Origin of the sequence: Micromonospora sp. NBC_01699, from assembly GCF_036250065.1 — a bacterium.
Lineage (GTDB): Bacteria > Actinomycetota > Actinomycetes > Mycobacteriales > Micromonosporaceae > Micromonospora_G.
In genome coordinates, this window is record NZ_CP109199.1 from 3,456,741 (window position 1) to 3,479,820 (window position 23,080).

Annotated in this window: 15 protein-coding genes and 1 riboswitch; of the genes, 7 read left to right on the forward strand and 8 right to left on the reverse strand. The window is 70.6% G+C overall.

The window, feature by feature from the left end; translation table 11 throughout:
• Nucleotides 1-2: 2 nt before the first annotated feature.
• Together OG792_RS15155 and OG792_RS15160 are read left to right on the forward strand one after the other, a co-directional pair.
• The gene (locus OG792_RS15155; protein WP_329110250.1) at nucleotides 3-1,742 is read left to right on the forward strand and encodes a sulfatase; all 1,740 of its coding nucleotides are present in this window, start codon (nucleotides 3-5) and stop codon (nucleotides 1,740-1,742) included.
• A 2-nt stretch (nucleotides 1,743-1,744) separates the two neighbouring features.
• Nucleotides 1,745-2,512, forward strand: a complete 768-nt coding sequence (locus tag OG792_RS15160) for an alpha/beta fold hydrolase (RefSeq protein WP_329110251.1) — start codon at nucleotides 1,745-1,747, stop codon at nucleotides 2,510-2,512.
• An 11-nt stretch (nucleotides 2,513-2,523) separates the two neighbouring features.
• Here OG792_RS15160 and OG792_RS15165 read toward each other — a convergent pair whose 3' ends face one another.
• From OG792_RS15165 to OG792_RS15180, 4 genes are all read right to left on the reverse strand, one after another.
• Nucleotides 2,524-3,537: a LacI family DNA-binding transcriptional regulator gene (locus OG792_RS15165; RefSeq protein WP_329110252.1), complete on the reverse strand. Its 1,014-nt coding sequence runs from the start codon at nucleotides 3,535-3,537 to the stop codon at nucleotides 2,524-2,526.
• Between the two features lie 70 nt (nucleotides 3,538-3,607).
• The gene (locus OG792_RS15170; RefSeq protein WP_329110253.1) at nucleotides 3,608-4,453 is read right to left on the reverse strand and encodes a carbohydrate ABC transporter permease; all 846 of its coding nucleotides are present in this window, start codon (nucleotides 4,451-4,453) and stop codon (nucleotides 3,608-3,610) included.
• A complete protein-coding gene (locus OG792_RS15175; RefSeq protein WP_329110254.1) occupies nucleotides 4,450-5,457 on the reverse strand; it encodes a carbohydrate ABC transporter permease in 1,008 nt (335 codons plus the stop codon). The genes OG792_RS15170 and OG792_RS15175 overlap by 4 nt, the downstream gene beginning before the upstream one ends.
• A gap of 51 nt (nucleotides 5,458-5,508) precedes the next feature.
• Nucleotides 5,509-6,801, reverse strand: a complete 1,293-nt coding sequence (locus OG792_RS15180; protein ID WP_329110255.1) for an extracellular solute-binding protein — start codon at nucleotides 6,799-6,801, stop codon at nucleotides 5,509-5,511.
• A gap of 253 nt (nucleotides 6,802-7,054) precedes the next feature.
• Here OG792_RS15180 and OG792_RS15185 point away from each other — a divergent pair, with 253 nt between their 5' ends.
• The 5 genes from OG792_RS15185 to OG792_RS15205 all read left to right on the forward strand — a co-directional run bounded on the left by OG792_RS15185 (nucleotide 7,055) and on the right by OG792_RS15205 (nucleotide 15,818).
• A complete protein-coding gene (locus OG792_RS15185) occupies nucleotides 7,055-8,680 on the forward strand; it encodes a glycoside hydrolase family 43 protein (RefSeq protein WP_329110256.1) in 1,626 nt (541 codons plus the stop codon).
• A gap of 282 nt (nucleotides 8,681-8,962) precedes the next feature.
• A complete protein-coding gene (locus OG792_RS15190) occupies nucleotides 8,963-10,156 on the forward strand; it encodes an endo-1,4-beta-xylanase (RefSeq protein WP_329110257.1) in 1,194 nt (397 codons plus the stop codon).
• 277 nt (nucleotides 10,157-10,433) lie between these two features.
• Nucleotides 10,434-11,492 (forward strand): polysaccharide deacetylase family protein, encoded by a 1,059-nt coding sequence (locus tag OG792_RS15195; RefSeq protein ID WP_329110259.1) that lies wholly within the window; start codon nucleotides 10,434-10,436, stop codon nucleotides 11,490-11,492.
• Nucleotides 11,493-11,616: 124 nt separating this feature from the next.
• Nucleotides 11,617-12,249, forward strand: a complete 633-nt coding sequence (locus OG792_RS15200; protein WP_329110260.1) for a polysaccharide deacetylase family protein — start codon at nucleotides 11,617-11,619, stop codon at nucleotides 12,247-12,249.
• Nucleotides 12,250-12,383: 134 nt separating this feature from the next.
• Nucleotides 12,384-15,818, forward strand: coding sequence for an AfsR/SARP family transcriptional regulator (locus OG792_RS15205; RefSeq protein ID WP_329110261.1), 3,435 nt, complete (start codon nucleotides 12,384-12,386; stop codon nucleotides 15,816-15,818).
• A 170-nt stretch (nucleotides 15,819-15,988) separates the two neighbouring features.
• On the opposite strand, the gene OG792_RS15210 is transcribed toward OG792_RS15205, so the two are convergent.
• From OG792_RS15210 to OG792_RS15225, 4 genes are all read right to left on the reverse strand, one after another.
• Nucleotides 15,989-16,804, reverse strand: a complete 816-nt coding sequence (locus tag OG792_RS15210; protein WP_329110262.1) for an SAM-dependent methyltransferase — start codon at nucleotides 16,802-16,804, stop codon at nucleotides 15,989-15,991.
• 146 nt (nucleotides 16,805-16,950) lie between these two features.
• Complete coding sequence (metE, locus tag OG792_RS15215) at nucleotides 16,951-19,215, reverse strand: 5-methyltetrahydropteroyltriglutamate--homocysteine S-methyltransferase (RefSeq protein ID WP_329110263.1); 2,265 nt, start codon at nucleotides 19,213-19,215, stop codon at nucleotides 16,951-16,953.
• Between the two features lie 116 nt (nucleotides 19,216-19,331).
• Nucleotides 19,332-19,548, reverse strand: a riboswitch (cobalamin riboswitch).
• 56 nt (nucleotides 19,549-19,604) lie between these two features.
• Nucleotides 19,605-20,624, reverse strand: a complete 1,020-nt coding sequence (locus OG792_RS15220; protein WP_329110264.1) for a ribonucleotide-diphosphate reductase subunit beta — start codon at nucleotides 20,622-20,624, stop codon at nucleotides 19,605-19,607.
• Nucleotides 20,625-20,656: 32 nt separating this feature from the next.
• Complete coding sequence (locus OG792_RS15225) at nucleotides 20,657-23,056, reverse strand: ribonucleoside-diphosphate reductase subunit alpha (protein WP_442932420.1); 2,400 nt, start codon at nucleotides 23,054-23,056, stop codon at nucleotides 20,657-20,659.
• Nucleotides 23,057-23,080 lie beyond the last annotated feature (24 nt).

The window sequence follows — 23,080 nt, forward strand, 5'->3', positions numbered from 1 at the left end:
CCATGATCGACGATTCGACCACCAGCCGGGACACGACGCCCGACGGCAGCGCGGAGAACCCGCCGGGTGACCCCGCCGGCAACACCGCGTCCGCCGCCGGTGTCACGGCGCAGGACCCGATCGCCGTACGCGGAAAGCGTCGCGCCCTGGCCTGGGCGACCACGGCCGCGGCGGTCCTGCTGGTGCTGTTCGCCCTCGTCGCCCCGGACCAGGTCGGTCGTCTCACGCCGGTGGCCTTCGTCCGCGTCCCGCTCGAAGGACTCGTCGGTGTCGCCGTCCTGCTCGTCCTGCCCGGCCGGGCCAGGCGGGTGGTGGCCGCGGTGGTCGGGGCGGCCCTCGGTCTGCTGACCATCGTGAAGGTCCTCGACATGGGCTTCTACCAGGTCCTCGACCGGCCGTTCGACCTGGTCCTCGACTGGGTCCTGCTCGACGACGCGCTGTCGTTCCTCACCGACTCGATCGGCCGGGTCGGCGCGATCGGCGCCGCGATCGGGCTCGTCCTGCTCGTCGTCGCCGTGCTGGTCCTGATGACCCTGGCGGTCGTACGCCTGAGCCACCCCCTGGTACGGCACCGGACCACCGCGACCCGCACCGTCGCGGCACTCACCGCGGTGTGGGTCACCTGCGCCGTACTCGGCGCGCAGATCGTGCCGGGCCTGCCGGTCGCCGCCACCGGCGCGGCCGACCTCGCCTACGACCGCACCGTGCAGGTACGGGCGGGACTGCGCGACCGCAGCACGTTCGCCGCCGAGGTTTCCGTCGACGCCTTCCGCGACACCCCCGGCGACCAGCTCCTGACCGGCCTGCGTGGTAAGGACGTGGTGCTCGCGTTCGTCGAGAGCTACGGGCGCGACGCGGTCGAGGACCCGGAGCTGGCGTCGCAGGTCGGCGCGGTGCTCGACGCCGGCAACCGGCGACTGAACGGGGCAGGGTTCGTCTCCCGCAGCGCCTTCCTCACCTCGCCGACGGCGGGCGGCGGTAGCTGGCTGGCGCACGCCACGCTGCTGTCCGGCCTCTGGATCGACAACCAGCAGCGCCACGACAACCTGCTCGCCAGCGACCGGCTGACCCTGGGCGGTGCCTTCCGCCGCGCGGACTGGCGAACGGTCGCCGTCATGCCGGCCCTGACCCAACCGTGGCCGGAGGGTGCGTTCTTCGCCAACGACCGGGTCTACGGCGTCGACGACCTCGGCTACCGAGGTCCGAAGTTCAGCTACGCCCCGGTCCCCGACCAGTTCACCCTGTCCGCCTTCGAACGCTTCGAGCGGGCCAACCCCGACCACGCCCCGGTCTTCGCGGAGATCCCGCTCGTGTCGAGCCACGGTCCGTGGGCGCCCATTCCCCGGATGGTCGGCTGGGACGAGCTCGGCGACGGCTCGGTCTTCGACCCGATCGCCAAGGCCGGCGTGTCGCCCGACGACGTGTGGCCCGACCCCACCCGGGTACGCACCGAGTACCGGCGTTCCATCGAATACTCGCTGAACAGCCTCATCTCCTATGTGGAGACGTACGGCGACGAGAACCTCGTACTCGTGTTCCTCGGCGACCACCAGCCGGCGCCGATCGTCACCGGCGAGAACGCCAGCCGGGACGTGCCGATCACGATCGTCGCCCACGATCCGGCCGTGCTCGACCGGATCTCCGGCTGGGGCTGGCAGGATGGTCTCCAGCCGGGTCGGGGGGCACCGGTCTGGCGGATGGACTCCTTCCGGGACCGGTTCCTCACCGCGTTCGGACGCTAGGCATGCCCGAGGTGAGGCTGCACGACGGGACCGCCATCGAGGTGGCGGTCCACGGCTCGGGTCCGGCCGTACTGCTGCCGGTGGCGGCACCGGACGGGCCGACCGATCCCGTCGCCGACAACCCGTTGGTCGGCGGTCTGCGCGACTCGTTCCGGGTGGTGGCCTTCGACTACGCGGGGCACCTGCGGCGCCATCCGAGGCCGGACACCCTGACGCCCGGCAACATCGCCGGCGACCTGCTCGCCATCGCCGACGCCGCCGGGGTCGACCGGTTCGCCTACTACGGTTACTCGTGGCTGGCACTGAGCGGCCTGCAACTCGCGATCCGTACGCACCGCCTCCGCGCGCTCGTCCTGGGCGGCTTCACCCCGGTCGACGGCCCGTACGAGCGGGCGCTGCGGGACGCCGTGACGGTACACGCGACAGTGGTCGCCGGCCGGCGCGACGGCTGGCCGTCCGAACCGCAGGCCCGGCAGTTCGTCACGCTGTACGAGTCGTTGCGGGGCTTCGACGACCGGGCGATCCAGTCCCAGCTCACCTGCCCCCGGCTCTGCTTCGTCGGCGGGGCGGACGGGATCGCGTCCGACCCGACCCAGGACGGGATCCCGGTGGACGTCGGTGCCGTGGTGCGCGAACGGCGGGCGGAGTTGGCGACCCTCGGCTGGGACGTCCGGATCCTGGACGCGCTCGACCACATCGGGGCCGGTCGGCCCGGCCCCGTCCTGGGCGTGCTGCGCCCGTGGCTCGTCGCCGCCCTCGACGGTCGCTGACCCGCGGCGGCTCAGCGGCGCGGAGGTGCGGTGCTGTCCCGGATCACCAGCTCGGTGGCGAGTTCGACCCGTGGCGACTCGATCTTCTCGCGCTGGGCCAGCCGGAGCACGGTACGGGCGGCGAGCAGGCCCATCTCGGCCAGCGGCTGACGGACGGTGGTCAGCGGGGGCGAGCACCACCGTACCTCGGGCAGGTCGTCGAAGCCGACGACGCTGACGTCGTCGGCGACCCGCAGGCCACGGCGGCGGATGGCCTCGTACACACCGAGCGCCATCTGGTCGCTGGAGGCGAAGATGGCGGTCGGTGGGTCGGGCAGTTCCAGCAGCAGGCTGCCGCCGGTGAAGCCGGCCTCGTGGTAGAAGTTGCCGGGCCGGATGAGCTTGCCGTCGACGGGCAGGCCGGCGGCCTCCATCGCGGTGCGGTAACCGTCGAGCCGGGTGCGGCTGCACAGCAGCTGCGGCGGCCCGGCGATGAAGCCGATCCGCCGGTGGCCGAGACCGATCAGGTACTCGGTCGCGCGCAGGCTGCCGGTCCAGTTGGCGGCGCCGATGGTGGGCGCACCCTGGGTGGGTACGCCGCCGGGGTCCACGATCACGACGGGGATGTTGAGGCGGCGCAGTTCGGCCTGCAACGGCGGTTCCAGTGCGGAGGTCACGAAGATGACGCCCTCGGTGGTGCGGGCGCGCATGTTGTCGAGCCACTGCTTGGCCGACGATGTCTTGCGGTGGATCGCCGAGACGACGGTGCCGACGTCGGCGGCGTGCGCGACGTCCTCCACCCCCCGGATGATCTCCACCGCCCAGGGGCTGTCGAGATCGTTGAAGACCAGGTCGATCAGGCCGGCGGTGCTCCGTACGGCCGTGGGTCGGCGCTGGTAGCCGTGGCGGTTGAGGACCTGCTCGACCCGTTCGCGGGTCTCCGCCGAGACGTCGGAGCGACCGTTGATGACCCGCGAAACCGTCGGTACGGAGACGCCCACCTCGCGGGCGATGGCCGCGATGGTGACCTTGCGGTTGTCGCCCACGCAGGTTGCTCCTTCTCAGTCGTCACGTGTTCGCTGTCGCGTCGGCCTCTTCGGCCCGGCCGGGACCGGTTCAGCCCTTCACACTGCCGGCCAGACCGCCGATGAGCTGCCGCTCGGCGACGGCGTAGAAGGCCAGGGCGGGAACCATGGACAGCACCACGTAGGCCAGGACCCGGGCGGTGTCGTCGGCGTACTGGCCCTGGAACGCCTGCACCCCGACGGGCAGGGTCCACCAGTTCTGGTCGGTGAAGACGACCAGCGGGAGCATGAAGTTGTTCCAGCTCGCGACGACGGCGAGCACCGACACGGTGGCCAGTGCGGGCCGGGCCATGGGCAACAGGATGCGCCAGAAGAACGCGAACGGGCCGCACCCGTCCAGCGTCGCCGCCTCCTCCACCTCGCCGGGGATGGTACGGAAGAACGAGCGCAGGACGATGATCGTGACGGGCAGCCCGAACGCGGCCTGGGGCAGGATGACGCCCAGTGGATTGTCGAGCAGTCCCATGCTGCGCAGCAGGATGAACAGGGGCAGGATCGCCACCGTGAACGGGAACATCAGCCCGACGGCGAAGAGGGTGAACAGGAACTCCCGCCCCCGGAAGACGAACCGGGCGAAGACGAACGCGGCCATCGCCGAGGCACCGACCACGATCACCACGGTCGCCACGGCGATCAGGGTGCTGTTGCCGAGCTGCCGCCAGAACACCCCGGAGGCGAGGATGGCGGTGTAGTTCCCCGGCACCCACGGGTCGGGCAGTCCGAGTGGGTTGGTGGAGAGCTGCCCGTTGTCCTTGAACCCGCCGAGCACCCCGAACCCGATGGGTACGACGATGCACACGCCGATGATCGTCGAGACGACGTGCAGGATCAGTCGACGCAGCCGGGCGGAGGTGCTGGCCCGCTGTCTCGTGGTCATCGCTGGACCCCCCGGGTGGTGAGCGCGCCCTCGGTGTCGCGCCTCAGGACGTAGCGCTGGTAGAGCAGGGCGAAGACGAGGCTGAGCAGGAACATGATGATGCTGATGGCACTGGCGTAACCGACCTCGAAGCGGCGGAAGCCGTACTGGAACATCGTCACGGCCAGGGTTTCGGAGGAGCGGATCGGGCCGCCGCCGGTGAGCACCCACACCATGTCGAAGAGCTGGATGGTGCCGATCACGGACAGGAACACGCTGATCCGGATCGTCGGTCCGAGCAGCGGCAGGGTGACGTGCCGGAACGCCTGCCAGGCACTGGCGCCGTCGGTGGTGGCGGCCTCGGTCAGCTCCTTGGGGATGCCCTGCCGCCCGGCCAGGTAGAGGATCATGTAGAAGCCGAAGTACTTCCAGGAGATCACGAAGAACAGGGCATAGAGCACGGTGGCCGGGTCGGCGAAGACCGAGCCACCGAGTTCGGCGGCCCCGAACCAGCCGAAGACGGTCGTACTCAGGCCCCGGTTGGGCGAGAAGACGAGGGTGAACAGCACCGCCGTGGTCACCTCGGACAACACGTACGGGGCGAAGAACACGAGCCGGTAGATCGCCCGCCCGCGAATGGGCTGGTTGAGCAGCATGGCCAGGGCCAGTGACACGGGAAGCTGGACGAACAGCGACAGGGCGACGAGGATCAGGCCGCGCCGCAGGTCGCCCATGAACACCGGATCCTCGACGGCCCGGGTGAAGTTGTCCACGCCGACGAAGTTCTCCGGCAGGTTGAAGCCGTTCCACTTGAACAGGCTGGTGTAGGCGGCCACCAGGATCGGCACGATCACCAGGAGCAGGAACAGCACCAGGGCCGGGGCGAGGAAGACGGCGATCGTGCCCAGCCGGCCGAGCCTGGGCCGGGCCCGGCGGCCACGCTGTCGCGTGGCCGCCGGCGGTGCGGATGGAAGCTCGGCCGGCGCGTCGTCTGTGCGTAGGCCGGTGCCGGCCGATCGGTTCATCCTGCCTGCTCCACTCGCTGGTCGTGACGAGGATTCCGGGGGCGGGGCACGTTACTGGTTCTTCGCCACCGTGGTGATGTCCTTGACGATCTGCTCGGGTGTCTTGGACCCGGCCACCAGTTCCGCGATGCTGTCGTTGACCTGCTGGCCGACCGCGGGCGGGTACGCCTGGTCCAGGTAGAGCTGGAAGCCGGTCGCCGCGGCCAGGCTCGACGCGACCACCTTGTTGTTGGCGTCGGCGATCGCGTCCGCCGCGTCCTTGACGGTCGGCAGCACCGCGCCGGTGGCCGCCGACTTGCGCTGGTTGGCCACTTCGAGCAGGGTCTTGAGGAAGTCGAGGGTGGCCGGCGGGGCGTCCTTGCCGACGGCGAACCCGTTGCCGCCGCCGAACACCTCGGTCGAGGTGCCCTTGCCGCCGTCGACCGACGGGAACGGGAAGAAGCCCAGTTTGTCGCCGAGCCCCTTCTTGCTGGTCGACGAGGAGGCCTGGACGGCGGGCGCCCACTGGCCCATCAGTTCCATGGCCGCGCCGCCGTTGCCCATGGTGGCGGCCTGCCCGTCCGGCGAGCCGTACTCGGCGGCGAGGAAGTCCTTCTGGAACGGCGAGAGGGCGACGAGTTCCTTCAGTCGCGCTCCGGCGGCGACGAAGTCCGGGGTGTCGAAGTTGTGGTCGGTCCCGGCCCGCTTGAGCGCCTCCAGTCCGCCGATCCGCATGACCAGGTAGGACCAGTAGAAGTGGGCGGGCCACTTCTCCTTGCCGGCCAGGGCGATCGGGGTGATCCCGGCGGCCTTGATCTTGCCGACGGCGCCGAGCAGTTCGCTCCACGTCGCCGGCGCAGCGGTGACGCCGGCCCGGCTGAAGAGGTCCTTGTTGTACCAGAATCCGACCATGCCGACGTCGAACGGAACGCCGTAGATCTTTCCGTCGACCGTGTACGGCTCCACCGACACCGGTAGCAGCGAGCCGATCCACGGCTTGACGTCCTCGGTGATGTCCTTGACCAACCCGGCGTCGATCTGCTGCTTCAGTACGCCACCGCCCCAGGACTGGAACAGGTCCGGCGGGGAGCCGGCCTGGGTGGCGGTGGTGAGCTTGGTCTTGAACGCCTCGTTCTCCAGTGGCTGGATGGCCACCTTCACGTTGGTGTGCGCGGTCTCGTACTCCTTGGCCATCGCGGCCCAGACGGGCAGCATCGGCTCGGTGTTCTGGATGTGCCACCAGTTGATGGTCTGCGGAGCGTCCGGGTCGGCGGATTCGTCGTTGCCGCAACCGGCCAGCAGGAACGCGCCGGCGCTGGCACCGGCGAGGCCCAGCAGGGATCTGCGGGAGAGGTGCGCCGTCATGAGCCATCCCTTCGAGGTACGTACGAGGTACTCGGATGCCGATCAGTCAGCGGGAGGTGGGTAAACGGCCCCGGAAGTTTCGGCAGGAGACCGGTATTTTCGATTGATGACGGGCACGTTACGACGCCACGAAGGTGCCGGTCAAGGTCTGTCGTGTCTCGACTTTGGCGGTTATCGTGAGCGAGAATTTCGACATCTTGGCGCGAAACTTCCGGACAACCGCCGGAAGCACGATCGTCAGAGGGGACGAACTATGTCGACCGACATCGCGAGCGTCACGACGGCCGCCGGCTCGATCCGCAACCCGATCCTCAGTGGCTTCCACCCGGACCCGTCCATCCTGCGGGTGGGCGACGACTACTACCTGGCCACCTCCACGTTCGAGTGGTACCCGGGGGTCCGGGTGCACCACTCGCGTGACCTGGTGCACTGGCGGGCCCTGGGCGGTGTGATCACTGAGCGGCGTCTGCTGGACCTGCGCGGTGCCGGCGACTCCAACGGCGTCTGGGCCCCCGACCTGTCCTACGCCGACGGACTGTTCCACCTCGTCTACAGCGACGTCGCCAGCTTCGCCAGTGGCTACTGGGACCCGCAGAACTATCTGATCACCGCGCCCGCGATCGACGGCCCCTGGTCCGACCCGATCCCGCTGCACGCCCACGGCTTCGACGCCTCGCTGTTCCACGACGCCGACGGCAGCAGTTGGCTGCTGGCGATGAGCGCCGACTGGCGGCCGGGGCGCGACCGCTTCGGCGGCATCGAGATCCAGCGTTACGACCGGACCGAGCGCCGGCTCGTCGGCGACGCCCGGCTCATCTTCCACGGCACCGAGGCCGGTCTCACCGAGGGCCCGCACCTCTACCGGCACGACGGGTGGTACTACCTGGTCACCGCCGAGGGCGGCACCAGCTGGGAACACCAGGTCAGCGTCGCCCGCTCCCGTTCCCTGTTCGGGCCGTACCTGGCCGACCCGGCCGGGCCCCTGCTCACCTCCGTCGGGCGCCCGGAACTGCGGTTGCAGAAGGCGGGCCACGGCAGCCTCGTCCGGACCCAGACCGGGCAGTGGTACCTGGCGCACCTGGTCGGGCGGCCCTACACCCCGCTGGGAAACTGCGTCCTCGGCCGGGAGACGGCGTTGCAGCGGGTCGAGTGGCCGGTCGGCGGCTGGCCCGCGATCGCGGGCGGTGTCCCCGCCGACGAGATCGCCGCACCCGACCTGCCCGCCCACCCCTGGCCGGCGTCACCGGCGACCGACCACTTCGAGGGCGACTCGCTGGGGCCGGCCTGGTCCACCCTGCGCCGTCCGGCGACGCCGGACTGGGTCGACCTGTCCAGTCGCCCCTCTCACCTGCGGATCCTCGGTGGCCAGTCGCCGGTCGGGCGGCAGACACCGAGCCTGGTCGCCCGCCGGGTCGGTGCGACGCGCTGTTCGCTGGAGACGGTGGTGGAGTTCGACCCGGCCGACCACCGCCAGCTCGCCGGCGTCACCGGCTACTACAACACCGCGAACTGGTACTACGCCTACCTCACCCGCGCCGACGACGGTCGGCGGGTGCTGGAGGTGCTGAGCTGCGACAGCGGTCGACTCACCGCCCACCCGGACCTGGGCGTCGATGTCGGTGCCGTCGACCGGGTCGGGCTGCGGGTCACGTTCGACGGGCCGGTACTGCGCTTCGCCTGGGGTCTCGACGACACCTGGCACGACCTGCCGGCCGAGTTCGACGCCACCGTGCTCTCCGACGAGCACGCCGCCGTCGTCATCGACGGCGAACCGGCCGCCTGGGGTTTCACCGGTGCCTTCCTCGGCCTCTGGGTCCAGGACCTCGGTGCCGACGGTGTGCACGCGGACTACGACTACGCCACCTACCTCGAATACTGAGCGAATCCCCGTCCCGTGGGTCCGAAACTTCCGGGCTGGGCCAATACCTTTCATGCTCTCCGACTAGGGGCACCACTGGTACGGACCTGTTGACGGCTGTCGATCCCGGTCGTAAAGTTTCGGCCAAGTTACGGAAGACCTGTAACGTACGTGAGCGCTCGTCCGCACGGCGCACACACCGCAGTGACGCCTCCCCGACGGGAGCAGCTTCCGGCTGCCCGAACTCCCGTCCGCGCTATCGACACCGTCCGTTGTCCCGTCCCAGTCCTGAGAGGACGCCCGATGAAGCTGAGACGATGGATCGTCGTCGGCACCGTAGCCCTGGCGACCGCCGGCACGCTGAACAGCCTGCCGGCCACGGCCGGGAACACGGTCCGACCCGGAGACCAAAGCCTGCGTACGCTCGGCATGCGGCACGACCTCTACATCGGCACCGCCATCGACCAGGCCGCCCTGAACGACCCGGCCGATCCGCAGTACCGGCAGCTCGCCGCCACCCAGTTCTCCTCGGTGACGGCGGAGAACGTGATGAAGTGGGAGAGCCTGGAGCCCACCCGTGGCACCTACAACTGGGCCCCCGCCGACGAGCTGATCGCCTTCGCGAAGCAGAACAACCAGCGGGTACGCGGGCACGTGCTGGTCTGGCAGAACCAGCTGCCTGGCTGGCTCACCGCCGGCGTCGCCGACGGCTCGATCGATACCGACGAGCTACGCGGCATTCTGCGCAACCACATCACCACCGTGGTCAAGCACTTCAAGGGCAAGATCTGGCAGTGGGACGTGGTCAACGAGGCGGTCAGCGACCCCTGGGACACCCCGCCGAGCCTGCACTACAAGGGCTTCTGGGCGCAGCACCTCGGTTCCGGCTACGTCGCCGACGCGTTCCGCTGGGCCCGAGCGGCCGACCCCACGGCCCTGCTCTTCTACAACGACTACAACATCGAGGCGTTCGGCTCCGGTGACCCCGCGAACGACAAGACCCAGTTCGTGTACGACATGGTCAAGCGGCTCCGCGCGACCGGGGTGCCGATCGATGGCGTGGGCAGCCAGGGCCACCTCGGCACCCAGTACGGCAACTACGACACCCTACAGGTCTCCGACGCCCTCAGGCGGTTCGGCGACCTGGGCCTGGCCACCGCGTTCACCGAGGTCGACGTACGCAGCCAGATGACCCCGGGGGTGCAGGCCGGTGACTCGAACGAGATCAATCCGCGGTTGCAGGCGTCGGCGGCCAACTACAGCGTCCTGCTCCAGGCGTGCCTGGCCAACCGGCGCTGCCTGTCGTTCACCGTGTGGGGCTTCACCGACCGGCACTCCTGGATTCCCGGCTGGTTCGACAACCCGCCGGAGGGCCTGGCCACCCTGTACGACGAGAACTACCAGCCCAAGCGGGCGTACAACACCGTCAAGGCGGATCTGATCTACGCCGGGGCCCCGTACGTGCTGCCGCGCATCCCGCAGAAGCCGCGCCGGTAGCCCCGCCCACGCTTTTCGGTCGATCGAGCCGTACGAGATTCTCGTCCGCTCGGGCTTCTTGCCGCCCTCGATCACATCAGCCCTGGTCAATGCGGAATCACCGGCACAATAGCGACCGGTAGTTTTCCGGAAGTTGTTGACGGTGTTACGAACGTCCGCCCAAAATGACGTCGGTGGATCGTGGAATCGCCAACTCCCACCGCGGGTGGTGCGGCGGCCCGGATCCGCCGCACCACCCGGACCCCACGAACCCTCCTTCGTCCCGAGGAGCCGGACCATGTCACCGACACCCCGCCTGTCCCGCCCCGCCCTCGCGCTGACCGCGCTGGTCACCGTCGTCGCCGCGACGGCCGTCGCGCTCACCGCAACCCCGTCCAGCGCCGCCGCCGACTGTAGTAACGGCTACGTCGCCCTCACCTACGACGACGGTCCCAACGCCGGCACCACCACCGCCCTGATCAACGCGCTCACCGCCAACGGCGTACGCGCCACGTTCTTCAACATCGGCCAGAAGGCCCAGCAGAACCAGGCACTCGTCCGGGCCCAGCAGCAGGCCGGCATGTGGATCGGCAACCACAGCTGGACGCACCCGCACCTGACCCAGCTGAGTACCGCGCAGATCACCTCGGAACTGAGCCAGACCCAGCAGGCCATCCAGCAGGCCACCGGCACCGCGCCCCGGCTGTTCCGCCCCCCGTACGGCGAGACCAACAGCACCGTCAGATCGGTGCAGGCGCAGCTCGGCCTGACCGAGGTGCTGTGGAGCGTGGACTCCCAGGACTGGAACGGCGCCAGCACCGCCCAGATCGTGCAGGCCGCCGGCACCCTGGGCAACGGCGGCGTGATCCTGATGCACGACGGCTACCAGACCACCATCAACGCCATCCCGCAGATCGTCGCGAACCTCACCAGCCGCAACCTCTGCGCGGGCATGATCTCCACCAGCACCGGCCGGGCGGTCGCCCCCGACGGCGGCAACCCCGGCCCGACGGCCACTCCGACGGCCGTCCCGACCACACCCCCGGCCGACGGCGGCAGCTGCACGGCCACGTACCGGGAGACGCAGCGCTGGGGTGACCGCTTCAACGGCGAGGTCACCATCCGCGCCGGCGGCACCGCCCTGACCAGTTGGACGGGCACCGTCACCCTGCGCAGCCCGCAGCGGGTCTCCACGGTCTGGAACGGCAGCCCGAGCTGGAGCGGCGGCGGACTGGTCATGACCGTCCGACCCAGCGGCAACGGCAACGTGCCCGCGGGTGGCAGCACCACCTTCGGCTTCACCGTGATGACCGGCGGCAACTGGACCGCCCCGACGGTCTCCTGCCGTACGCCCTGAACCGACGGTCCGGCTCGGCCGGGCGGACCCCGGCACCAGCCGCCCGGCCGCCCGGCCGAGCCGGACCCCCACCGATCCGGGTACCCCGATCCCGCCGGTCCCGGCGGCGGAAAGGCGACCTGCCATGTCACCGCCGTCCACCGGCCCGCTCGTCCCGGGCCCCCGGATCATCGACACCGCGTGGGGGAGCGGACCCGTCGTCAGCTTCACCTTCGACGACGGACCCAACCCGCTCGACACCCGGCGTCTGCTTACGGTCCTGCACAAACACCGGGTCAGGGCCGTCTTCTGCCTCTGGGGCGACCACGTCGAGGAAAACCCCGATCTGGTACGCCGAATCGCCGCCGCCGGTCATACGCTGTCCAACCACGGCATGCACCACGACGACATGAGCACCTGGACCCCGGAACGGATCAGGGCGGACCTCCGCGAGACCAACGCCGCTATCCGTCGCGCGGTCCCCGGTGCCTCCGTGCCGTACTTCCGTGCCCCGTACGGCAACTGGGGGCAGACGCCGGCCGTCGCGGCGGCACTGGGCATGCGACCACTGGGCTGGCGCCTGGCCATCACCGACTGGGAGCCGCCCGGCACCGACGTACTGGTGAACCGCCTGCTGGACGGTGTCACGCCCGGCGCGGTCGTGCTGATGCACGACGGCGGCGGCGATCGCAGCCAGACCGTTGACGCGGTCGACCAGGCCATTCCCATCCTCAAGTCCGAGGGGTGGCGGTTCACCCTGCCGATCCCCGCCCGCTGACCGGCCGCCCCCACTCCCGCCCGACCGAGGGCTGTGCTCCCAGGATCCGTGTCGCACTTTGAGCAAACCTTGCAGAAATTGGGAATTGCGGGTCAGACTGGGGGCGGCGGGGAGATCAAATACGGGGTGGGTGGATGGCGGCGAACTTCGGCCTGCTCGGGGATGTCGGGGCCGAGGTCGACGGCACGCCGGTCGCGATCGGCCATGTCCGGCAGCAGTGTGTGCTGGTGGCCCTGCTGGTCGACGCGGGCAAGCCGGTGTCGGTTGATCAACTTATCGACCGGGTGTGGGGGGACGATCCTCCACGACTTGCCCGGCACACGCTCTACAGCTACCTCTCCCGTCTACGGCGGTCCCTCGCCGAGGTCGACGTCCGCCTCGTGCGGCAGCCCAGCGGCTACCTGCTGGCGATTGCTCCGACAACGGTGGACCTGCACCGATTCCGTCACCTCCTCGCACAGGCCCGCGCCGCCGACGACGACGGTCAGGCCCTGATCCTGTTCGAGCGGGCCATCGCGTTGTGGCGAGGTGACGCCTTCGCCCACCTGGACACCCCGTGGCTCAACGCCCTGCGCGACACGTTGCAGCGCGAACGCGTCGGCGCCGAACTCGACCGCAACGACGTCGCACTGCGCAGCGGCCGTGACGCCGGCCTGCTGCCCGAACTGTCCACCAAGGCCGTCCAACATCCGTTGGACGAGCGCCTGGCCGGCCAGCTCATGCTTGCCCTGTACCGACAGGGCCGACAGGCCGAGGCGTTGGACCACTACCGGCTCGTCCGGCAGCTGCTCGCAGACGAACTGGGGATGGAACCGACCCCTGCGTTGCAGCGGCTGCACCAGCAGATCCTGACCGTGGATCCGGGCCTCGACGTGCCACGGGATCGGCCCGCCGACCCACCGCAGGTCGACCTCCAGCGGTTCCGGGCTCTGGTGCGGGAGGCTCGCGACAGCGGCGACGTGGCCGTTCGGCGTCGCCTGCTCACGGCCGCGCTGGCCGAGTGGCGCAGCGATGTCCCGGCGGGCAGCGCGACCAGCCCGGCGCCGGAACGCGCGGTCGTCGCGCTGCCGGAGGAGCGGCTCGCGGCGCTGGAAGAACGGTTCGAAGTGGACCTGGAGCTGGGCCGTCATCACGACGTCGTGGCGGAACTGGCCGCTGCGGTCGCCGAACATCCGGGCCGGGAAAGGCTCACCGGAGCGTTCATTCTGGCGCTGCACCGGTGCGGGCGGAGGGCCGAGGCGCTGGAAGCCTACCGGGATCTGCGCGAGCTGTTGATGACGCGGGCCGGCGTCGAACCGGGCGCCGACCTGAGGCATCTGCACCAGATCCTGCTCAACGACACCGGGACCGCGCCCGCCGCGACGCGTCCGGCGGTGCCACGGCAGCTACCGGCGGCCATCGCCGACCTCGTCGGGCGCGATCGCTACCTGGCCGCGTTGGACGATCTGCTCGTCACGCCCGAGGTACCGGTGCTGGTCACGCTGGTCGGTCCGCCGGGGGTGGGCAAGACCTCACTCGCGCTGCGCTGGGCGCACTCCGTCGCCGTACGCTTCCCGGACGGCCAGCTCTACATCGATCTGCGCGGCCACGCGCCCGACAAGCCGGTCACCCCGCGAGCGGTGCTCGCCGGGTTTCTCCACGCGCTGGGAGTGCATCCGCAGCAGGTGCCGGAAGGTGAGGCGGAACGTTCGGCGTTGTACCGGTCGTTGCTCGCCGGCCGGCGGATGCTGCTGTTGCTCGACAACGCGCGGTCGGCCGAACAGGTGCGGCCGCTGCTGCCCGGTGCCGCGGGCTGCCTGGTCGTGGTCACCAGCCGGGCCGAACTGGCCGGACTCGCGGCCCGCGACGGCGCGCACCCGGTTGCGGTCCTGCCGCTGTCCACCGACGAGGGGCTGGAACTGCTCCGCCGTGTCGTGGGCGAGCGGGTCGGCGCGGAATCACCCGCCGCCGTACGGCTGGTGGAGCTGTGCGCGGGCCTGCCGCTGGCATTGCGGGTGGTGGCGCACCGTGCCGGCCGCCGGCCGGGGTTCACGTTGACGGCGCTCGCCGAGCAGTTGGTGGACGAGGGGCGGCGGCTGGACCTGCTCTCGCCGCCCGACGATCCGTCCACCGCGGTACGGGCGGTGTTCTCGTGGTCCTACCTGGCCCTGCCACCGGCCGCCGCGATGCTGTTCCGCAGGCTCAGCGCCATGCCGGGCGACGACTTCGACGTCCGGGCCGCCTCCGTCGCCGCCGACGATCCGGACCCGTACGGACCGCTCGCCGTCCTGGTCTCCGGGCACCTGGTGGAGGAGACGTCGGTCGACCGCTACCGGATGCACGACCTGCTCCGCGTCTACGCCCTGGATCTCGCCGAGGTGCAGGAGCGACGCGACGCCGCCGTACGCGTGCTCGACTGGTACCTCGAACGCGCGAGCGCCGCCGTCGCCGTGCTGGAACCGAGCGCGGGCACCGGCGAACCCGGCGGTGGCTTCGCCGACCGGGAGGACGCCACCCGGTGGTTGGCGGCCGAGCGAACCGTCCTGGTCGGTGTTCCCCGGTTCGCCGCCGCCCTCGGGCTGCACGAGTACGCGTGGCGGATACCGAACGCGCTGTGGCGGCACTGGCTCACCCTCGGTCTGGTCGACGACCTGACCGCCACCCACGAGACGGGACTGGTGTCCGCGCGCCTCGTCGGTGACGTCCAGGCGCAGGCGGACCTGCTCAACAGCCTCGGTGCGGTCCACTACACAGCGCGCCGGTACGCCGACGCGCTGACCGTCTACGAGCAGGCCCTGGTGCTGCGCGACGGGCTCGGCGACCAGGCCGGCGCGGCCCGGACGTTGATGAACATCGCGATAGTGCACTACCTCGCGGGTCGTTACCCGGACGCGGTCGCGCACGGCGTACGGACACTGGCGTTGCGGCGCGACCTTGACGACGTGTTCGGGGAAGCCTCGGCGCACAATGCGCTGGGCGGATTCCACCTCCGCCTGGGCGACGTCGAGTCGGCTTTGCAGCACACCCAGCGTGCGCTGGCCCTGTTCGACAAGCTCGGCTACCGCTTCGGCCAGGCGGCGGCGACGCTCAATCTCGGCCACGTCCACTGGCACGTCGCCGAACTGGACGCCGCCGACGAACACTATCGGGACGCGCTCGGACGGTTCCGCGAGCTCGGCGATCGCCGGCACGAGGGCGAGGCGCTGTGCGGACTGGGATCGGTGTGTATCGGGCGGGCACAGCTCGGCCAGGCGCACGACCACCTCAACGAGGCACTTGCCATCGGTGCCGTGGTGGACGACCTGTCGCTGCGCGGGGAGGTACGCCACCGGCTCGGCCTGCTGCGGCTGGCCGAGGGGGAGCCGGAGCTGGCGTTGCGGGACTTCGACCACGCCCGTCGCGTCGACGACCGCTACCTGCAAGCCCGCGCTCGCCACGGCACCGCCCGAGCCGAGTGTGCGTTGGGGCGTCACGACAGCGCCGTGCGTTCCTGGCGCGCGGCGATCGACGGGTTTGCCGCGCTCGGTGTGCCCGACGAGGTGGTCCCGACCTGTCCGATCTGCTCGGCCGGCGTCCAACATCCCGTCTGAACCGGGCTTTCTCCCGGTCGGAGCCCCTCTCGGGGAAATTCCAGATTTCCACAGGCTTCGTTCGTGGCGCGCGATTCCCTCCGGCCCGAATCGCCGGTCCGTGTTCGCCGTACGCGGTCGAACACCGGACCGGCTCGGTCCGGCCGCGGGGCCCGGGGCTCGGGCGCCGTTCAGGGGATGCGGGCGACGGCCCCGTACATGCAGATGTCGACCGGGTCCGGTCGGTCGGCGTCGGGGGCGGGTCGCCAGTCGCCCACCGGGACGATGCCCGGGTCGACCAGGTCCAGGCCGGTGAAGAACCGGGCCAGCTCGTCCCGGCTACGGGGTCGGCTCAGTCCGCCGGTCGCGGCGTTGGCCTGCTCCAACCGCTCGACCGCGGCCGCCGGCAGCCCGTCGTACGTGCCGTGGGACATGGCGAGGTAGCTGCCCGACGGCAACGACTCGACGAGTCGGCCGACGACACCGTACGGGTCCTCGAAGTCCCGTACGAAGTGCAGGATCGCGACCAGCATCAGGCCGACCGGCTGACCCAGGTCCAGGGTGGCGTGCAACTGCTCGTCGTCCAGGATCGACCCGGGGTCGCGCAGATCCCGTTCGAGGTAGGCCGTCCGGCCCTCCGGCGAGGAGGTGAGCAGGGCCCGAGCATGGGCCATCACGAGCGGATCGTTGTCCGCGTAGACGATCCGCGACCGGGGTGCGATCCGCTGGGCGACCTCGTGGGTGTTGTCCGCCGTGGGCAGCCCGGTGCCGATGTCGAGGAACTGGCGGATGCCGGCCTCGCCGGCCAGGAAGCCGACCGCCCGTTGCAGGAACGCCCGGTTCTCCCGGGCGGCCTGCTTGACCGTGGGGAACGCGGCGGCGACCTGGTCGCCGGAGAGCCGGTCGGCGGCGAAGTTGTCCTTACCGCCGAGCCAGTAGTTGTAGCGGCGTGCGGGGTGCGCCACCGTCGTGTCGAGCCGGCTTGCCGGACCGGGCTGGTCACTCACGGTGCCTCCGAGGGGATGGGTTCCGAGGGGAACGATTATGGACCATCGCCCACATCTGGTCGATCTCGCACCTCCTCCTCGCGCGGGGGCCCGGAGACCGGGCGGCACGTGGTGGGGCGGCCGGGTGGCGCCGCCCCACCACGCACTCAGGCGAGGGTGCCGCGTACCTCGGCGGCCGAGGCGACGAGCCGGGCGAGGGCCTGTTCGACCTCCGCGTACCCGCGGGTCTTCAACCCGCAGTCCGGGTTGACCCAGAGCCGGTCGGCGGGCACCGCGCGGACCGCCCGGCGCAGCGCGTCGGTGATCTCCGACTGCTCCGGTACGCGGGGCGAGTGGATGTCGTACACGCCCGGCCCGACGCCGCGCCCGTAGCCGGTGGTGTGCAGGTCGTCCAGGATCTCCATCCTCGACCGGGACGCCTCGATGCTGGTGACGTCGGCGTCGAGGGCGTCGATCGCGGGCAGGACCTCGCCGAACTCGGAGTAGCACAGGTGGGTGTGGATCTGGGTGCCGTCGCCGACCCCGCTGGTGGCGAGCCGGAACGCCGCCACCGCCCAGTCGAGGTACGCCTTCTGCTCCGACCGGCGCAACGGCAGGGTTTCCCGCAGTGCCGGCTCGTCGACCTGGATGATCCGGATGCCGGCGGCCTCCAGGTCCCGTGCCTCGTCCCGCAGCGCCAGCGCCACCTGGTTCGCGGTGTGCGCCAGCGGCTGGTCGGCCCGGACGAACGACCAGGCCAGGATCGTCACCGGCCCGGTGAGCATGCCCTTGACCGGCCGGTGCGTCAGCGACTGCGCGTAGGTCGACCAGCCCACGGTCATCGCCGCCGGTCGGGCGACGTCGCCGTAGATGATCGGTGGGCGTACGCACCGGGAGCCGTACGACTGCACCCAGCCGTGCTCGGTGGCGGCGAAGCCGTCGAGCTGCTCGCCGAAGTACTGCACCATGTCGTTGCGTTCCGGCTCACCGTGGACCAGCACGTCGAGCCCGAGCCGTTCCTGTACGGCGATCACCTGCGCCACCTCGGCGCGCATCCGTTCGGCGTAGCCGGCGTCGTCGAGGCGACCGGCCCGGTGCGCCGCCCGCGCCCGGCGGAGTTCGTCGGTTTGCGGGAACGACCCGATGGTGGTCGTCGGCAGCGGCGGCAGCCCGAGCCGGGCCTGCTGCGCGGTTGCCCGTTCGGCGTACGGGCCGCGCCGGAGGTGTTCGGGACCCAGCGCGTCCAGCCGGGCCCGGACCGCGTCGTCGCGCCAGTTGGCGGGCGTCGCGGGGGCGGGGGCGGGCAGGGCCGCGATTCCGTCGCGCAGCGCCCGGCCGAGCGCCACCACCTCGTCGACCTTCTGCCGGGCGAACGCCAGCCGGTCCCGCAGTCGTGGGTCGAGGCCGGTTTCGGCGGCCAGGTCGACCGGCACGTGCAGCAGCGAACACGACGTCGACACCGCGACGTGGTCGGCCAGTCCGGTCAGGATCGCCCCGGTCCCGGCGGCGGCCCGCAGGTCGGTACGCCAGACGTTGCGCCCGTCGACCAGCCCGGCGACGACCGTCCGGCCCGGCAGCGGACCGTAGGCGGCGAGCCGGTCCAGGTTCCCGGGTCCGGCGACCAGGTCGAGACCGACCGCCTCGACCCGGCTGTCCAGCAGGGCCGGCAACGCGTCGCCGAGTTCGCCGAAGTAGGACGCGACGAACAGCCGGGGCCGCTGCTCCAGGGCGGCGAGTCGGGTGTACGCGGTCCGTAGCGCGTCGATCTGCTCCGGGTCGCGGTCGGCGACGTACGCCGGTTCGTCGAGTTGGACCCAGGCCACCCCGGCCGAGGCCAACGCGCCCAGGATGTCGGCGTAGACGTCGACCAGGTCGTCGAGTCGGTCGAACGGCCGGAACCCGTCCGGTGCGCCGGCGCTCGCCTTGGCCAGCAGCAGGAACGTGGCCGGTCCGACCAGCACCGGTCGGGTGGTGATGCCGAGCGCCCCGGCCTCGGCGTACTCCCGCAGTGCCTTGTCCGGCAGGGCCACGAAGCTCGTCTCCGGACCGACCTCCGGCACCAGGTAGTGGTAGTTCGTGTCGAACCACTTGGTCAGCTCCAGGGCCGGCTGCTCGGCCGTGCCCCGGGCCATCGCGAAGTAGGTGTCCAGCTCGCCGAGCCCGAGCCGGCGGAAGCGGTCCGGGATCGCGCCGATCAGGACCGAGGTGTCGAGCACCTGGTCGTAGTACGAGAACGTGTTCGACGGGACGGCGTCCAGGCCGGCGTCCCGGAGCGTGCGCCACACCTGCGTACGCAGGCCGGCGGCGGTCTGCTCCAGGGTGTTCGCGTCGATGCGGCCGGCCCAGTAGGACTCGACGGCGTGCTTGAGTTCGCGGTGCGGACCGATGCGGGGGTAGCCGAGCACTGTGCTCAGCCCGAACGGTGCGGTCACGAGACGGGTGTCCTTCCCTCGAAGTCGGCCGACGACCACGGGAGGGAAACGGCAGGGCACGGCGCGACGACCGGCCTCGCCCTGACCCTCCCGAGGGGTCGACGGCGGCGTACGCGGACGCGTACGCGGTGCGGGCAGGTCTTCGGACTCGCGGGCGCGACCGGGGTGACCCGGTCTCCTACTGGCCGTCGCTTCCCAGACGCGTCAGCGTCCAGTGCTCATGACGGCGGTCGTTCCCACTCACCGCTGCGGGGCAGTCCCGGTTTCACACCGGGTTCCCTCTTACGACGCCCCACCGCGAAAGCGGGGCGAACCAGCACTGCCGCCCATCGTACGCGTCCCGTCCGGTGGTGGGTGGGCCGTCTCACCCACCCACCACCGGTCCCCGGTCAGAAGTCGTCGTCGAAGCTGACGGTGCCACTCACCCCGACCTGGTACGCCGACACCCGGCGTTCGAAGAAGTTCGACAACTCCTGCACGTCCTGGAGCTCCATGAAGGCGAACGGGTTCTTCGAGCCGTACAGCGGGGCGATGTCGAGTTGGGCCAGCCGGCGGTCGGCGACGTGCTGGAGGTACTCGCGCATGTCCGTCGGGGACATTCCGGAGATGCCCTGTTCGAGCAGGTCCTCGGCGAACTGGACCTCGCACTCGACGGCCTCGGCGAGCATGTCGCGTACCTGTTGGCGCAGGTCGTCGTCGAACAGGTCCGGTTCCTCCCGGCGGACGGTGTCGACGACGTCGAAGGCGAACGCCATGTGCATCGACTCGTCCCGGAAGACCCAGTTGGTGCCGGAGGCGAGGCCGTGCAGCAGGCCCCGGGAGCGGAGGAAGTAGACGTAGGCGAAGGCACCGTAGAAGAACAGGCCCTCGATGCAGGCGGCGAAGCAGATCAGGTTGAGCAGGAACGCGCGGCGGTCGTCGCGGGTCCGCAGTTCGCGCAGCTCGAAGATGGAGTCGATCCAGCGGAAGCAGAAGTCGGCCTTGCGGCGGATCGAGGGAATGTTCTCGATCGCGTCGAACGCGGCGAACCGCTCGTCCTCGTCCGGTATGTAGGTGTCGAGCAGGTTGAGGTAGAACTGGACGTGCACGGCCTCCTCGAACAGTTGCCGGGACAGGTAGAGCCGGCCCTCCGGCGAGTTGACGTGCTGGTAGAGGTTGAGGACCAGGTTGTTCGCGACGATGGTGTCGCCGGTGGCGAAGAAGGCGACCAGGCGGCCGACCAGGTGCCGTTCGGCCGGCGTCAGCCGGCCGAGGTCAGCCAGGTCCGAGTGCAGGTCGACCTCCTCGACGGTCCAGGTGTTCCTGATCGCGTCCCGGTACCGGTCGAAGAAGTGCGGGTAGCGCATCGGCCGCAGGGTCAGGTCCATCCCCGGGTCGAGCAACATGGAGGTCTTGGCGGTGCTCGTCATCGTGTTGCCTCACGTCTGGGTGCGGTCGCGGACTACTGGCAGGCTTCGCAGGACTCGGGGTTCTCCAGGGAGCAGGCGAGCGCCTCGTCGGCAGCGACCAGCACCGGCCGGTCGATGGCGACGGTGGCCTGCTGGATCCGGGTGGCGGGGCGGGAACGCAGGTAGTAGGTGGTCTTCAGCCCGGACTTCCAGGCGTACAGGTACATCGAGGAGAGCTTGCCGATGTTCGGTGCGCTCATGAACAGGTTCAGCGACTGACTCTGGTCGATGTAGGGGGAGCGGGCGGCGGCGAGGTCGATCAGCGCCCGCTGCGGAAGTTCCCAGGCGGTACGGAACAGCTCGCGTACCTCGGCGGGCAGCGCCGCGATGCCCTGCACCGACCCCTCGGCCCGCCTGATCTCGGTGCGGACCTGCTCGGTCCACTGCCCGAGGTCCTTGAGCTGTCGGACCAGCGCGGTGTTGATCTGGAGGAACTCGCCGGAGAGGGTCTCCCGCTTGAACAGGTTGGACACCTGCGGCTCGATGCACTCGTAGCAGCCGGCGATCGACGCGATGGTGGCGGTCGGGGCGATCGCGACCAGCAGCGAGTTACGCAGCCCGTGAGCCGCGATCCGGTCCCGTACGGCGGTCCAGCGCGCGGTCTGCGTCGGGGCCACCCCCCACAGGTCCGGCTGGAGCCGGCCCCGGGCGGCCCGGGTCTGGTCGTACGCCGGGTGCGGGCCGAACCGTTCGGCCAGCCCGGCCGAGGTTTCCAGGGCGGTGAGGTAGATCTCCTCGGAGATCCTGGTGGACAGTTCCCTGGCCGGTGGCGAGTCGAACGGCAGCCGGAGCGCGAAGAACGCGTCCTGCAACCCCATCAGGCCGAGCCCGATCGGCCGCCAGCGGGGGTTGCTCGCCGCCGCCTCGGCGCTCGGGTAGTAGTTGATGTCGATCACCCGGTCGAGGAAGAGCACGGCGGTGCGTACGGTCTCGCGCAACCGGTCCCAGTCGACATCGTCGCCGGCGACGTGTGCGGCGAGGTTGATCGAGCCGAGGTTGCAGACCGCCGTCTCGCCGTCGCTGGAAACCTCGACGATCTCGGTGCAGAGGTTCGACAGGTGCACCACGTTGCCGGGCTCGGCGGTCTGGTTGCACAACCGGTTCGACGGGTCCTTGAACGTCATCCAGCCGTTTCCGGTCTGGGCCAGGGTGCGCATCATCCGCCCGTACAGGTCGCGGGCCTTGACCTGACGCACGAACCGGCCGGCGGCCTCGGCGGACCGGTAGGCGGCGTCGAACTCGTCGCCCCACAGGTCGGGCAGTTCGGGCACCTCGGCCGGGTCGAACAGCGACCACGTCCCGTCCGCCTCGACCCGCCGCATGAACTCGTCCGGGATCCAGTTCGCCAGGTTGAGATTGTGCGTACGCCGGGCGTCCTCGCCGGTGTTGTCGCGCAGTTCGAGGAACTCCTCGATGTCCGGGTGCCACGGTTCCAGGTAGACGCAGGCCGCACCCTTGCGCCGGCCACCCTGGTTCACCGCGGCGACGCTCGCGTCCAGGGTGCGCAGCCACGGCACGATCCCGTTCGACAGCCCGTTCGTGCCCCGGATCAGCGCGCCCCGCGAACGCACCCGGGACCAGGCGATGCCGATCCCACCGGCGAACTTCGACAGCTTCGCCACCTGGGCGTACCGGTCGTAGATCGAGTCGAGTTCGTCGCGGGGCGAGTCGACCAGGAAGCAGGACGACATCTGGGTGTGCGCGGTACCGGAGTTGAACAGCGTCGGCGAACTCGGCAGGTACGCCAGCGTCGACATCAGCCGGTAGAACCCGATCGCCTCGGCGGAGGTGTGCGACAGGCCGCAGGCGACCCGGAGCAGCCAGTACTGCGGCGTCTCCAGCACCAGCCGACCGGTCGGGTGGCGCAGCAGGTAGCGGTCGTGCACCGTACGCAGCCCGAAGTACTCGAACCGCAGGTCGGCGGTGGGGTCGACGGCGTCGTCGAGCTTGCGGGCGTTGACCGCGACGAACTGCGCCGTGGTGTCGCCGATCAGCCCGAGTTCGTGGCCGAGCCGGATCGCCTGGCTGAACGAGGCGATGCCCTGCCCGCGTACCTCCCTGTCGACGTAGCCGGCCAGCAACCGGGCCGCGAGCCGGGAGTACTGGGGCTCCTCGCCGATCATCTCGGCGGCGGTCTGGATCGACAACCGGTCCAGCTCGGCCGTGGTCGCGCCGTCGTAGAGGCCGCTGATCGTCCGCGTCGCCACCCGCATCGGGTCGATGTCGTCCAGGTCGTCCGCCCAGCGTTCCACCGCCCGGACGATCTTGTTCACGTCGACGGGTTCCAGTGCGCCGTTGCGCTTGCGGACCCGCATCTGGGTACGCCGCTGCCCCGGTGCGGGGACCGTGCCGTCCGTCGCCGTACCGCCCGCAGCCAACTCTGTGACCGTCACCTGTCGCTCCTCGTACTCGCCTCG

What these genes read in the sequence shown, in the direction of transcription:
- OG792_RS15190 (WP_329110257.1), top strand. Translation starts at nt 8,963, where the DNA reads ATGAAGCTGAGACGATGGATCGTCGTCGGCACCGTAGCCCTGGCGACC.
- OG792_RS15170 (WP_329110253.1), bottom strand. Translation starts at nt 4,453, where the DNA reads ATGACCACGAGACAGCGGGCCAGCACCTCCGCCCGGCTGCGTCGACTG.
- OG792_RS15175 (WP_329110254.1), bottom strand. Translation starts at nt 5,457, where the DNA reads ATGAACCGATCGGCCGGCACCGGCCTACGCACAGACGACGCGCCGGCC.
- OG792_RS15200 (WP_329110260.1), top strand. Translation starts at nt 11,617, where the DNA reads ATGTCACCGCCGTCCACCGGCCCGCTCGTCCCGGGCCCCCGGATCATC.
- OG792_RS15220 (WP_329110264.1), bottom strand. Translation starts at nt 20,624, where the DNA reads ATGACGAGCACCGCCAAGACCTCCATGTTGCTCGACCCGGGGATGGAC.
- OG792_RS15160 (WP_329110251.1), top strand. Translation starts at nt 1,745, where the DNA reads ATGCCCGAGGTGAGGCTGCACGACGGGACCGCCATCGAGGTGGCGGTC.
- OG792_RS15205 (WP_329110261.1), top strand. Translation starts at nt 12,384, where the DNA reads ATGGCGGCGAACTTCGGCCTGCTCGGGGATGTCGGGGCCGAGGTCGAC.
- OG792_RS15180 (WP_329110255.1), bottom strand. Translation starts at nt 6,801, where the DNA reads ATGACGGCGCACCTCTCCCGCAGATCCCTGCTGGGCCTCGCCGGTGCC.
- OG792_RS15155 (WP_329110250.1), top strand. Translation starts at nt 3, where the DNA reads ATGATCGACGATTCGACCACCAGCCGGGACACGACGCCCGACGGCAGC.
- OG792_RS15195 (WP_329110259.1), top strand. Translation starts at nt 10,434, where the DNA reads ATGTCACCGACACCCCGCCTGTCCCGCCCCGCCCTCGCGCTGACCGCG.
- OG792_RS15185 (WP_329110256.1), top strand. Translation starts at nt 7,055, where the DNA reads ATGTCGACCGACATCGCGAGCGTCACGACGGCCGCCGGCTCGATCCGC.